The sequence below is a fragment of the Pantoea phosphatilytica genome (assembly GCF_051025615.1).
Lineage (GTDB): Bacteria > Pseudomonadota > Gammaproteobacteria > Enterobacterales > Enterobacteriaceae > Pantoea.
The window spans coordinates 80,023-93,098 of record NZ_JBPFDF010000002.1 but is presented as its reverse complement, the minus strand read 5'-3'; the positions used below and the strand labels follow the sequence as shown (position 1 = coordinate 93,098).

At 57.1% G+C, this 13,076-nt stretch carries 11 protein-coding genes; 7 read left to right on the top strand and 4 right to left on the bottom strand.

The window, feature by feature from the left end; translation table 11 throughout:
* Positions 1–12: 12 nt before the first annotated feature.
* From aceF to ACR6AS_RS10700, 4 genes are all read left to right on the top strand, one after another.
* Positions 13–1,920 (top strand): pyruvate dehydrogenase complex dihydrolipoyllysine-residue acetyltransferase, encoded by a 1,908-nt coding sequence (aceF, locus tag ACR6AS_RS10715; RefSeq protein ID WP_111140841.1) that lies wholly within the window; start codon positions 13–15, stop codon positions 1,918–1,920.
* 160 nt (positions 1,921–2,080) lie between these two features.
* Complete coding sequence (gene lpdA, locus ACR6AS_RS10710; protein WP_111140842.1) at positions 2,081–3,505, top strand: dihydrolipoyl dehydrogenase; 1,425 nt, start codon at positions 2,081–2,083, stop codon at positions 3,503–3,505.
* 200 nt (positions 3,506–3,705) lie between these two features.
* The gene (locus tag ACR6AS_RS10705; protein WP_434162378.1) at positions 3,706–3,858 is read left to right on the top strand and encodes a type II toxin-antitoxin system HicA family toxin; all 153 of its coding nucleotides are present in this window, start codon (positions 3,706–3,708) and stop codon (positions 3,856–3,858) included.
* A 24-nt stretch (positions 3,859–3,882) separates the two neighbouring features.
* Positions 3,883–4,308, top strand: a complete 426-nt coding sequence (locus ACR6AS_RS10700) for a type II toxin-antitoxin system HicB family antitoxin (protein WP_293774801.1) — start codon at positions 3,883–3,885, stop codon at positions 4,306–4,308.
* A gap of 178 nt (positions 4,309–4,486) precedes the next feature.
* Here the strand turns inward: ACR6AS_RS10700 and ACR6AS_RS10695 are convergent, their stop codons facing one another.
* Positions 4,487–5,392, bottom strand: a complete 906-nt coding sequence (locus tag ACR6AS_RS10695) for a LysR family transcriptional regulator (protein ID WP_293774803.1) — start codon at positions 5,390–5,392, stop codon at positions 4,487–4,489.
* A 105-nt stretch (positions 5,393–5,497) separates the two neighbouring features.
* Here ACR6AS_RS10695 and ACR6AS_RS10690 point away from each other — a divergent pair, with 105 nt between their 5' ends.
* The 3 genes from ACR6AS_RS10690 to yacL all read left to right on the top strand — a co-directional run bounded on the left by ACR6AS_RS10690 (position 5,498) and on the right by yacL (position 9,730).
* On the top strand, positions 5,498–6,007 hold the full coding sequence (locus ACR6AS_RS10690; protein ID WP_111140845.1) for a phenolic acid decarboxylase: 510 nt from the start codon (positions 5,498–5,500) through the stop codon (positions 6,005–6,007).
* Positions 6,008–6,564: 557 nt separating this feature from the next.
* Entirely contained in the window at positions 6,565–9,162 is a 2,598-nt protein-coding gene (gene acnB / locus ACR6AS_RS10685) for a bifunctional aconitate hydratase 2/2-methylisocitrate dehydratase (RefSeq protein WP_111140846.1), read from the top strand.
* Between the two features lie 190 nt (positions 9,163–9,352).
* Positions 9,353–9,730, top strand: coding sequence for a protein YacL (gene yacL, locus ACR6AS_RS10680; RefSeq protein WP_061061620.1), 378 nt, complete (start codon positions 9,353–9,355; stop codon positions 9,728–9,730).
* 36 nt (positions 9,731–9,766) lie between these two features.
* Here the strand turns inward: yacL and ACR6AS_RS10675 are convergent, their stop codons facing one another.
* The 3 genes from ACR6AS_RS10675 to ACR6AS_RS10665 are packed head-to-tail and all read right to left on the bottom strand — an operon-like array spanning position 9,767 to position 13,060.
* Positions 9,767–10,450, bottom strand: a complete 684-nt coding sequence (locus ACR6AS_RS10675) for an SDR family NAD(P)-dependent oxidoreductase (protein WP_111140847.1) — start codon at positions 10,448–10,450, stop codon at positions 9,767–9,769.
* Positions 10,447–11,649 carry a sialidase family protein gene (locus ACR6AS_RS10670; protein ID WP_293774810.1) on the bottom strand — a complete coding sequence of 401 codons (1,203 nt, stop codon included), beginning with the start codon at positions 11,647–11,649 and terminating at the stop codon, positions 10,447–10,449. The genes ACR6AS_RS10675 and ACR6AS_RS10670 overlap by 4 nt, the downstream gene beginning before the upstream one ends.
* Before the next feature lies 1 nt (position 11,650).
* Positions 11,651–13,060: a sodium:solute symporter family protein gene (locus ACR6AS_RS10665; protein WP_434162375.1), complete on the bottom strand. Its 1,410-nt coding sequence runs from the start codon at positions 13,058–13,060 to the stop codon at positions 11,651–11,653.
* Positions 13,061–13,076: the final 16 nt, after the last annotated feature.

Here is a 13,076-nt window from a genome sequence, read left to right as displayed (position 1 = left end):
GGTAAGAGAGTAATGGCTATCGAAATTAAGGTACCGGATATCGGGTCTGACGAAGTTGAAGTCACCGAGATTCTGGTGAAAGTTGGCGACAAGGTGGAAGCCGAGCAGTCGCTGATCACCGTGGAAGGCGACAAAGCCTCAATGGAAGTGCCGTCGCCACAGGCTGGCGTAGTGAAAGAGATTAAGATCTCTACCGGTGACAAAGTTGAAACCGGCTCGCTGATCATGATGTTTGAAGCAGAGGGCGCTGCGGAAGCCGCCCCTGCCGCTGCCCCGGAGAAGAAAGCGGATGCGGCACCTGCGCCAGCCGCGGCTGCGGCCACGGCCAGCAAAGACGTGGCGGTGCCGGATATCGGCGGTGACGAAGTGGAAGTCACTGAGATTCTGGTGAAGGTCGGCGATAAAGTCGAAGCCGAGCAGTCACTGATCGTGGTCGAAGGCGACAAAGCGTCGATGGAAGTCCCGGCACCGTTCGCGGGCGTGGTCAAAGAGATCACCATCTCGACCGGCGACAAAGTCAGCACCGGTTCACCCATCATGGTCTTTGAAGCAGAAGGCGCAGCACCGGCCTCTGACGCGAAGCCAGCGATGAAAGAAGAAGCGGCATCGGCACCTGCCGCCGCCGCAGGCGCGAAAGAGGTTAACGTCCCGGACATCGGCGGTGATGAAGTCGAAGTCACCGAGGTTCTGGTGAAAGTCGGCGACAAAGTCGAGGCCGAACAGTCACTGATCGTCGTGGAAGGCGATAAAGCCTCAATGGAAGTGCCTGCGCCGTTTGCGGGGACGGTCAAAGAGTTGAAAGTCGCGACCGGCGATAAAGTCAGCACCGGCTCCCTGATTATGGTGTTCGAAGTCGAAGGGGCTGCGCCAGCAGCACCTGCGGCGGCGAAGCAGGATGCTGCCCCGGCTCCGGCTGCTAAACCTGAAGCGAAAGCCACAGCGCCTGCACCCGCCGCAGCGAAAACGGACAGCAAAGGTGAGTTCGCAGAGAACGACGCTTACGTTCACGCCACCCCGGTGATCCGTCGCCTGGCGCGTGAGTTCGGTGTAAACCTGGCGAAAGTCAAAGGCACCGGTCGCAAAGGTCGCATTCTGAAAGAAGACGTGCAGACTTACGTGAAAGAGGCGGTGAAGCGCGCTGAAGCGGCACCGGCTGCTGCCAGCGGTGGCGGTCTGCCAGGCATGCTGCCGTGGCCGAAAGTGGACTTCAGCAAGTTTGGCGAAGTCGAAGAAGTCGAACTGGGTCGCATCCAGAAAATCTCTGGCGCGAACCTGAGCCGTAACTGGGTGATGATCCCGCACGTTACGCATTTCGACAAAACCGATATCACCGAGCTGGAAGCTTTCCGTAAGCAGCAGAATGCGGAAGCAGAGAAGCGCAAGCTGGATGTGAAGTACACGCCTGTCGTGTTCATCATGAAGGCCGTGGCGGCTGCGCTGGAGCAGATGCCACGTTTCAACAGCTCACTCTCTGAAGATGCGCAGAAACTGACGCTGAAAAAATATATCAACATCGGTGTGGCGGTTGATACGCCAAACGGCCTGGTAGTTCCGGTCTTTAAAGACGTGAACAAGAAGGGCATCACCGAGCTGTCCCGTGAACTGATGGCGATTTCGAAGAAAGCGCGTGACGGTAAACTGACGGCGGGTGACATGCAGGGCGGATGTTTCACCATCTCCAGCCTGGGTGGCCTGGGCACCACACACTTCGCGCCGATCGTGAACGCGCCGGAAGTGGCTATTCTGGGTGTCTCTAAGTCGGCGATGGAACCGGTATGGAACGGCAAAGAGTTTATGCCGCGTCTGATGATGCCGATTTCTCTCTCCTTCGACCACCGCGTAATCGACGGTGCCGATGGTGCAAGATTCATCACCATTATTGGCAATATGCTGTCCGACATTCGTCGTTTAGTTATGTAAATGTAAAGAAGGCCGGCGGATGCCGGCCTTCCTTTAACGATTCGTCGCACCGCGGTTGGCAGTTTGTTAACAATTCTGTAAACTCTTGCGGTGAAAGTCCCGGTGGAACAAGGGCATTATAAGAACGTCTGACCCGCCGGATATCAATTAAGAGGTCATGATGAGTACAGAGATTAAAACCCAGGTCGTGGTACTTGGGGCAGGTCCTGCAGGTTACTCTGCAGCCTTCCGTTGTGCGGATTTAGGTCTGGAAACCGTACTGGTTGAGCGTTACAGCACCCTGGGCGGTGTTTGTCTGAACGTCGGTTGTATCCCCTCTAAGGCGCTGCTGCACGTTGCCAAAGTGATTGAAGAGGCGAAAGCCCTTGAAGAGCACGGCATTGTGTTTGGTCAGCCCTCTACTGATATTAACAAGATTCGCAGCTGGAAAGAGAAGGTTATCAACCAGTTGACTGGCGGCCTGTCAGGAATGGCAAAAGGGCGCAAAGTCACCGTGGTTAACGGCCTGGGCAAATTCACCGGTGCTAACACCCTGGTGGTTGAAGGAGAAGGCGGCGCGACCACCATCAACTTCGATAATGCCATCATCGCTGCGGGTTCACGCCCTATCGAACTGCCATTCATCCCGCATGAAGATCCACGCGTCTGGGACTCTACCGATGCACTGGAACTGAAAGAAGTGCCGAAGCGCCTGCTGGTTATGGGTGGCGGTATCATCGGTCTGGAAATGGCGACCGTGTATCATGCGCTGGGTTCAGAGATCGACGTGGTCGAAATGTTCGACCAGGTTATCCCGGCTGCGGATAAAGACGTTGTTAAAGTCTTTACCAAGAAAATCAGCAAGAAATTTAACCTGATGCTGGAAACCAAAGTGACCGCCGTTGAAGCAAAAGACGATGGCATTTACGTTTCGATGGAAGGGAAAAAAGCACCGGGCGAAGCGCAGCGTTATGATGCCGTGCTGGTGGCGATCGGTCGCGTACCGAACGGTAAAGGTCTGGATGCCGGTAAAGCGGGCGTGGAAGTGGACGACCGTGGCTTCATCCGCGTCGACAAGCAGATGCGTACCAACGTGCCACACATCTACGCTATCGGCGACATCGTCGGTCAGCCAATGCTGGCGCACAAAGGTGTGCATGAAGGCCATGTGGCAGCCGAAGTGATCTCCGGTCTGAAGCACTACTTCGATCCGAAAGTAATCCCTTCTATTGCCTACACCGAGCCAGAAGTTGCCTGGGTCGGTCTGACCGAGAAAGAAGCGAAAGAGAAGGGTATCAGCTATGAGACAGCGACCTTCCCTTGGGCGGCCTCTGGCCGTGCGATCGCCTCCGATTGTGCAGAAGGCATGACCAAACTGATCTTCGACAAAGAGACTCACCGTGTCATCGGTGGTGCGATTGTCGGCACCAACGGCGGCGAGCTGTTAGGTGAGATCGGTCTGGCGATTGAGATGGGTTGTGATGCGGAAGATATCGCGCTGACTATCCACGCTCACCCGACCCTGCATGAGTCAGTCGGTCTGGCTGCAGAGATCTTCGAAGGCAGCATCACCGATCTGCCTAACGCGAAAGCGAAGAAGAAGTAAGTTTCTGCCGCAGTGAAAAAAAGCTCCCGTTACGGGAGCTTTTTTTTTGCGCCGGATGCCGGGCGGGATGTCTGAAATTTTTCAGGTCACACAGGAGGCAGTGCTGCTAAGGGGTTGTCCGGAGGAGTTATTGGGGTTATTTTATCCTGACGGGCAACGGACAGGACGTCGCAATGGACAGCAGCAGATTAATTGCATAAATCAGAGCTGATAGCTGGGTGCTGATAAGGATAAACGGTAGCCATTGCCATTTTACTCATCCTGCTAAACCGGGGCTGGTTACGGTGCCTCACCCCAAAAAGGACTTACCCATCGGTACGGTAAAAAGCATAAGAAAGCAGGCGAAGATTTAATCCCGCCTGCGCGAAGAGGTTGATATGTTTTATCCCATTGCAATAGAAGCCGGTGATGATGAACACGCCTATGGCGTCATCGTGCCTGATTTACCCGGATGTTTCTCTGCCGGAAAGACGCTGGATGAAGCGATAAAAAATGCAAAAGAGGCGATAACCGGGCATATCGAATTATGCGTCGAGCTTGGACATGCGATCCCTGCTGTCTCGACGATTGAGGCGCTGGCAACCCATCCCGACTATCAGGGTTATATCTGGGCCCTGGTCGATGTTGATGTGATTCGTTTGCTGGGTGGCTCAGAAAAAATCAATGTTACCCTGCCTAAGTCCCTGATTGATCGCATCGATCGTTGCGTAGCTTCACAGCCTGAATATAAAAGTCGTTCGGGCTTTTTAGCGCAGGTTGCGCTTGAGCGGATCACGGCTCAGTCCGGCAGGACTGAAAAGTAATTCCGCACTGCGGCTGAAAAAGACAGAGAAAGCGAATGGCTATCTGAGGGTGAGTCACGCAGCTACTGCCCGGCAAGATATTGCGCTGAAAAGGACATTCTCCTCACCGCGTTAGCGGCTGTAGCCGAACAATCGCAACCGTGGCGTCTCTCTTTTGCGCACCCCGAAATAGGGCGATTTAAGGCTTAACCTTTTGCTTCTCCTGCGCCACCCGTTCAACAAACATCTGCGCCAGTTCAGCAATGGCGCTGTTGCCGGGCAGCCTCTCTTCATTCATATGCATCACCAGCGTACTGCTGCGCCGGCGGCCCTGGCGCAGCGGCAGAGGGCGGAGTTCACCGCTCTCCAGCAGGGCGGCGATATTCTGTTCCGGCAGCCAGCCATAACCTAACTGATGCTGAACCGCTTCAATCGCAGCCGACAGCGTGGTAAATGACCAGTTCTCCGCCTGCTCGCCATTAACCTCTGACTGCTGCTGTTGCTGGCGATCCAGAATGGTGACGCAGGGCCAGCGGGCCAGCGTGGCCGCATCCAGCGGGGCCGGTTCGCGGTGCAGCGGATGGTCGCGATGGGCGACGGCGACGAAATCGACGCTCATCAGGCTTTCGCCCGCTAACGGCTCTGCGCCATATTGCGCGACCAGCCAGAGATCGGCCTGATACTCTGCCAGTCTGTCCGGCGTCTCACTGCGGACGATTTCGCTTAACCAGATGCGGACATGCGGATAGCGCTGCTGAAAGGTCTGGAGCACATCAAACAGCAGGGGCTTGGGCAGGGTGGCGTCAACCATCAGATCGATGCGCGAACGTTCGCCGCGTTGCAGCGCATTCGCCCTGGCCTCCAGCGCACTGAATCCCACCAGTAGCGGACGAACCTGAGCAAGCAGCTGATGTCCCTCCGCGTTCAGGACGGCGCGACGGCCCTCCTGCTCCAGCAGCGTCATCCCCAGTCGCTGCTGGAGCAGGCCCAGCTGGTAGCTCAGCGAGGACTGGCTGCGATGATTCTTCTCTGCAGCCAGCGCGAAGCTGCCCGTATTCACCACCTCATCGAGCAGATACCACTGCTCAAGCGTCGTTTTATACATGCTGACTCATCTAAAAATTGAATAATTTAGTGCTAAAAATAGCGTTATTAATCGCTTTTGTAACGCGCAATAATCTTCTCAACGAAAACAGATGAGGAATAAATCATGAGCACTTTTGATAAACATGACCTGTCAGGCATCGTCGGCAAACATCTGGTTTATACCTATGACAACGGCTGGAACTACGAGCTTTATATTAAAAACGCCAGCACCATCGACTATCGGATTCACAGCGGCATGGTCGGTAACCGCTGGGTTAAAAATCAGCACGTTTATGTCGTTCGTCTGGCGCAGGACGTCTACAAAGTCTCCTGGACTGAGCCAACCGGTACGGATGTCAGCCTGGCCGTTAACCTGACCGACAAAATTTTCCACGGCACCATCTTCTTCCCGCGCTGGGTAATGAATAATCCTGAAAAAACAGTCTGCTTCCAGAACGATCATCTGGAAGAGATGGCAGCATTACGCGAAGCGGGCCCGGCTTATCCCACCGAAATCATTGATGAGTTTGCGACGCTGACCCTGATTCGTGATGTGGGTGAAAACAATGAAAGCGTGGTGGACTGCCCGCCTGACCAGCTGCCAGCCGACTGGCCAGCCAGCCTGAAAAACTAATCATCATTCAGAAGAGGCCCGGGCGGCCTCTTCTGTTATCTGTTTCAGACGACCCCTTCGCGCTGCCCGCAAAAAACGGTCGGCGCACTGCCCGGATTCTGAAAGTCTGCTGCCGCAGGCCGGGAAGCATGGCATGAAACCAAACTGACGCCGTCGTTCTCCTGATATATCCGCGGTTCGAATCTTTCTGCGCTCACCGCTGCGATAAGCGCCGCGCGGGCGAGCTTCCATTCCGGCAGGTTATCTATTCCTCTGAATCCGTTCACTAAAATTGCGTCATCGCGGACAGGCCTGCCCGGGAATTTCCGGTCGGTGCATCGGTAGGTGTCGGGTTGGTTCCGGCAGGCTGATCGGGCGGATGCATCGAGAGAGTAGGGCAGAATGAGCACAGGAGATTATGTTGTATTTTTGTAAACAGATTAACAAACAGCCGGAATCCTGCTATTCTGCCCTCCGCGAAACCGGGCACCTCAACCTGGACGAGAAAGGGAAGTGTGTTCTCCATAAGTGAGCAAGGTGGTCGGAAAGCCCTACATAATGAGAGCGAGGATAACGTCGTGCTAGAAGAATACCGTAAGCACGTTGCCGAGCGTGCTGCCCAGGGAATTGTACCTAAGCCTTTAGAGGCTTCCCAGATGGCCGCGCTGGTTGAACTGCTGAAAAATCCACCTGCGGGTGAAGAAGAATTTTTGACCGATCTGTTGGTCAACCGCGTCCCACCTGGCGTCGATGAAGCGGCGTATGTCAAAGCCGGTTTCCTGGCGGCTGTCGCCAAAGGCGAAGCAACCTCTCCTCTGATTACTCCTGAAAAAGCGGTTGAACTGCTCGGCACCATGCAGGGCGGTTACAACATTCATCCGCTGATCGAGGCGCTGGATGACAGCCGACTGGCTCCAGGCGCGGCGAAAGCCCTTTCCCACACGCTGCTGATGTTCGACAACTTCTATGATGTCGAAGAGAAAGCAAAAGCGGGTAATGAATACGCGAAGCAGGTGATGCAGTCATGGGCAGACGCCGAATGGTATCTGTCACGCCCTGAGCTGGCGGAAAAGATCACCGTTACGGTGTTCAAGGTCACCGGCGAAACCAACACCGATGACCTCTCTCCGGCACCGGATGCCTGGTCACGTCCCGATATCCCTCTGCACGCCCTGGCTATGCTGAAGAATGCCCGCGATGGCATCGAACCGGATGAAGCTGGCAACATCGGCCCGATCAAACAGATCGAAGCACTGAAGACCAAAGGCTTCCCGCTGGCTTACGTCGGTGACGTGGTCGGAACCGGTTCTTCACGTAAATCCGCCACCAACTCGGTGCTGTGGTTTATGGGCGACGACATCCCGAACGTGCCAAATAAAAAAGGCGGCGGCGTGGTGCTGGGCAGCAAAATTGCACCGATCTTCTTCAACACGATGGAAGATGCGGGCGCTCTGCCGATTGAAGTGGACGTGAACAACCTGAACATGGGTGATGTCATCGACATCTATCCGTTCAAAGGTGAAGTCCGCAACCACGAAACCAATGAGCTGCTGGCAAACTTCGAACTCAAAACCGAAGTGCTGATCGACGAAGTGCGTGCCGGTGGCCGTATTCCGCTGATCATCGGCCGTGGCCTGACCAGCAAAGCGCGCGAGTCGCTGGGTCTGCCGCACAGCACCGTATTCCGTCAGGCGAAAGATGTGGCAGAGAGCAGCCGTGGCTTCTCGCTGGCGCAGAAAATGGTTGGCCGCGCCTGTGGCGTAACCGGCGTGCGTCCGGGTGCCTATTGCGAACCGAAGATGACCTCGGTCGGCTCGCAGGATACCACCGGCCCGATGACCCGTGACGAGCTGAAAGATCTGGCTTGCCTGGGCTTCTCGACCGACCTGGTTATGCAGTCCTTCTGTCACACCGCGGCCTATCCGAAGCCGGTCGATGTGAACACGCATCACACCCTGCCAGACTTCATCATGAACCGTGGCGGTGTCTCACTGCGTCCGGGCGACGGCATTATCCACAGCTGGCTGAACCGTATGCTGCTGCCGGATACCGTGGGCACCGGCGGTGACTCCCATACCCGTTTCCCTATCGGTATCTCTTTCCCGGCGGGTTCAGGCCTGGTGGCGTTTGCTGCCGCGACGGGCGTAATGCCGCTCGACATGCCGGAATCGGTGCTGGTGCGCTTCAAAGGTAAGATGCAGCCAGGCATCACCCTGCGCGATCTGGTTCACGCCATTCCGCTGTATGCCATCAAACAGGGTCTGCTGACCGTTGAGAAGAAAGGGAAGAAAAACATCTTCTCTGGCCGCATCCTGGAAATCGAAGGTCTGCCGGATCTCAAAGTCGAGCAGGCGTTTGAGCTGTCCGATGCGTCAGCGGAACGCTCCGCTGCGGGCTGCACCATCAAGCTGGATAAAGCGCCGATTATCGAATACCTCAACTCCAACATCGTGCTGCTGAAGTGGATGATCGCAGAAGGTTACGGCGACCGCCGTACGCTGGAGCGTCGTGTTGAGAGCATGGAGAAATGGCTGGCCGATCCTCAGCTGCTGGAAGCCGATGCGGACGCGGAATATGCGGCCGTGATCGAAATCGATCTGGCCGACATCAAAGAGCCGATCCTCTGTGCGCCAAACGATCCGGACGATGCCCGTCTGCTCTCTGACGTTCAGGGTGAGAAGATCGACGAAGTGTTTATCGGCTCCTGCATGACCAACATTGGTCACTTCCGTGCCGCCGGTAAGCTGCTGGACAGCCACAAAGGCCAGCTGCCAACCCGTCTGTGGGTGGCACCGCCAACCAAGATGGATGCGGCTCAGCTGACCGAAGAGGGCTACTACAGTGTCTTCGGCAAAAGCGGTGCGCGTATTGAGATCCCGGGCTGTTCACTCTGCATGGGTAACCAGGCGCGTGTGGCAGATGGTTCGACGGTCGTCTCTACCTCGACCCGTAACTTCCCGAACCGTCTGGGAACAGGCGCGAACGTCTATCTGGCGTCAGCAGAGCTGGCCGCGGTCGCGTCTCTGCTGGGCAAACTGCCTACGCCGGACGAGTATCAGCAATTTATGGCGCAGGTCGATAAAACGGCCAGCGACACTTATCGCTATCTCAACTTCGACCAGCTGGCGCAGTACACCGAGAAAGCTGACGGCGTGATTTTCCAGACTGCGGTCTGATTCTTCACCCGACAGCGTGAGAGAAGGGGCGATGATTCGCCCCTTTTTTACGTCTGACGATCGGGCAGCAGGACAATCAAAAGCTGGATTTCGCCAGACAGCCTGTAATAATGCGCGACGTGTCACACTTTGCTGCACAGGCAGCACGGACACTTATCAGGTGACGCGACGACGTTGAGAGGAACGGGCGATGGAATATGAATTTTTACGCGATGTGACCGGACAGATTAAGGTCCGCATGTCGATGGATCATGAAGCGGTCGGCCACTGGTTCAACGAAGAGGTCAAAAACGATCCGGGTCTGCTGGATGAAGTGGAAGCGGCCATCGAAGATGTTAAAGGCAGCGTGCGTCAGTGGCAGCGCATCGGCAGCGAATACACCATTCTGCTGGATGAGGAGGAGGTGATGATTCGCGCCAATCTGCTGGCGCTGGAAGATGATGGCATGGAGGAGGGGATGAACTACTACGACGAAGAGAGCCTCTCGTTCTGCGGTATCGAAGACTTCCTGCTGGTGATCGCCGCCTATCGCCAGTTCGTTAATCAGTATGGTAAACCTGTCCGGTAATCACAGCCGGGCGACCAGCGTCACCCGGCCTGTGCGCTAACTCAGCGACGCGCCGCCGCACATCACCAGCTGCTGACCGGTGATCGCCGCCGCCGCCGGAGAGAGCAGGAAATCGACCAGTCCCGCGACCTCCTCCGGCTGAATGTAACGGCCAATCGGCGGCAGGCGGGGCGGTGAACTGGCCCGGCCTGGCTGCTGCAGCATCGGCGTTTCGGTGGCACCGGGCGCCACGATGTTTGCCGTGATGCCACGCGGGGCCAGCTCTGCGGCCCAGCTGCGGACCATGCCGATCATCGCCGACTTGGTCGCCACATACTGACTGCGGCCCGCCGCGCCGCCTGAGGTACGGCTCCCCAGCAGCACGATCCTGCCGCCCGCCTGCATCCGCGGCGCAAAGTGATTCGCCAGCTGTTCAGCAGCGGCAACATGCAGCTGCCACAGGCGTGCGCTGGCCTCGCCGTCCAGCTCTCCTAGCGGCGCGGCCTGCATCATGCCTGCTGCGTGGACCACCGCCTGCGGCACCGGCAGTCTCTCCAGTAACGCCTGCAATGCCTTGCTGTCGCTGATATCGATCTGATGACTCTGCCAGCCGCTTTCCGCCCGGCTGATGGCTGAGCGGCTCAGGCCCACTACCTGCCAGCCTGCTGTGAGCAGACGCTCCGCGATCGCCTGGCCGATGCCGGAGCTGGCCCCGGTCACCAGCGCCATCCGCGCGATCACGCGTCACCGCCCTGCACCCAGGACTCCTCAACGCGCACATACTTAATCGCCTGACGATACCAGGTGTAGGCGATATGCAGTTCGCCATTTATCCCCTGTTTGATGCTGGGGTAGGAGAATTCACGGTTCAGCTTCTGCCGGGAGTTATTGGTCATGCAGTAGCCGTCGCCCTCATCCAGATTGCGCTGCAGCGGCCAGCTTTTTCCGCCATCCGTGGAGATTGCCAGCGTCATCGGTGCGCGTGGCGCGCCCCAGAAGGCGGTACGACCGCTCTGCACCACCGGCTCGGCGGCGACCGCCACGTCACCTTCTCCCGCCTCTTCATCATCTTCGATCTCGTCATACAGCGACTGCCGCCGTTCGCTGGCCCCTTCTGCGCTCATGGCGTTGAACACCAGCGCCAGATGACCGTTGCGCAGCGTGGTGACCTGAAGGGAGGAGTTATTGTTGGGCAGCGACAGCGGCTCAGGCGCGCTCCAGCTCTCACCCTGATCAAAGGAGCGGCTCTGATAGATATGGTCGGCCCAGCGGCTGCGGTAGAGCGCCAGCAGGGAGCCATCCTCCAGCAGCGTGACGTTCATGTGCACGCAGCCGGTGCTGTCAGGCACGCTGACGTCGCGCCAGCTGCGGCCCTTATCTTCCGAGATTTTCACCGCGCTGACATCATAGCTGCCGACCCATTTCTCTCCGGGCCGCGTCAGGCAGTAAAAGACCGGCAGCAGCCAGTTGCCGTTAGGCAGTACCACGATCGGCTGACGAATAAAGGTGCCGGGCTTATCGAGCAGGGTGCGGATTTCGCCCCAGCTCTGGCCCAGATCGTGAGACTGGCGATAGCGGACGATCGCGGTGTCCTGATTGCCCGACTTCTGCGCCGTCCAGAGCAGCCACAGCACCTGGTCAGGATCAAGGAACAGCACCGGGTTCTGTTCTGAACGCCCCGGATCCTCAGAGAGTTTCTCTGCGTCACTCCAGCGATCGCTGCCTTTTTTCAGTCGTGAGCACCAGACAGAGATATCGGCGATCCCCTCCTGAGTGCCGCCAAACCAGACGCAGAGCAGATCGCCATCGGGCAGCGGCAGCAGGTTGGCGGCATGGTTCTGCGGGCAGGAGGAGGGCAGCATCGCAACCTGCTGCGCGCTATCCTGCGGGTGCGGCGCAAGCTGGCCGGTACGTTCTGCGGTGACGGTTTCCTGAGTCATATTAGGCTCCACTTTTTTGTGCGTTGTGTTGCGGTTGAGACTGACGTGACGGGATGCAGCGGTCAATCACCATAATGATGGCCGGCGTAATCAGCGCCACATACATATTGTCGATACCAAAGGGATTGCCCATCAGGAACCAGACGGAGGTAACCAGACAGGCGCCAATCAGACCCGCATTTGCGCCGCGCGTGCTCTTAAACCATGGCAGATAGAACGCCATGATGGCGACCACGGTGATCGACAGACGGATCGCGCGGGTAAAGAAGGAGAGCTTCAGCACTTCCGGGAAGAACAGGACAAACAGCAGCGGGAAGAAGCCGATAGCGATCGAGATCCAGCGCGTGACCTTAAATTCGCGCTCCGGGGTCGGCTTACGATAGGGCACATAGAAATCTTTCACGACCAGCGAGGCGATAGCCAGGGCAACCGTGCCGACGCTGACGAAGATCGAGGCCACCAGCGAGGTGGTGACAATCCCGGCCAGCCACGGTGACATATCCTGCAGAAACACCGGCAGCGCATAGAGGCTTTTAATATCGGGATGAGCAAACTTCGCCGCCACGCCAATCAGCGCCATCGCCAGGCCGATAGGCAGACAGAAAACAAAGGCGACCCAGGTGGCGCGTTTCGCAGACTTCACATCTTTGGTGGAGGAGATCGCCTGGATCACAAACTGGGTACAGAAGATCGATCCCACGGTGCCAATCAGCCAGGCCACAATGGTGCTGGCCCCGACATGCCCATCCCATGTCCAGTAGAACGCGGGCATTTTCTCAATCATCGGCGCAACGCCACCGGTCATTTTCAGCGCCACATAGAGAATTATCAGGATCCCGGCGTACTTGATGGCGCTGTGCAGCAGCGTCACCCAGGCGACGCCCTTCATGCCGCCAAACGCGAAGTAGAAAGTACTGACCACCGCCGTGATAAAGGCCGCCTGGGTCAGATCGATTTTTAACACGGTGGAGATTGCCGCCGCGCCGCTGATGTAGTTACCGACGTTCACTAGCAGCAGCGCATAGATCATGATCAGCGAGATAATATTTTTGGTCGAGCTGCCATATTTCTCGGCGATCGCGCCGGAGATCGTGATCTTCCCGGTGTTATAAATGCGTTTGACCAGAATCAGGCCAAACAGCGGAAAACCTATCGCCGCGCCAATGACCGACCAGGAGGCGGCGAAGCCATCCTCAAAGGCCGCCTGTGCAGTCCCGATGGTCGATTTTGCCCCGATATACTCGGACATCAGCATGATGCCGACAATAAAGGCCGGCATCGCGCGCGAGCCTTCCATAAAGTCGCCGCTGGTTTTACTGCGCAGCCGCCAGGTCAGCCAGGTGGTAAACAGGATATAGGCGACCACCATGCCGACGATGAGCAAGGTGCTTTCAGTTGAAAATGCTTTCATCATGACCTCGATTGTT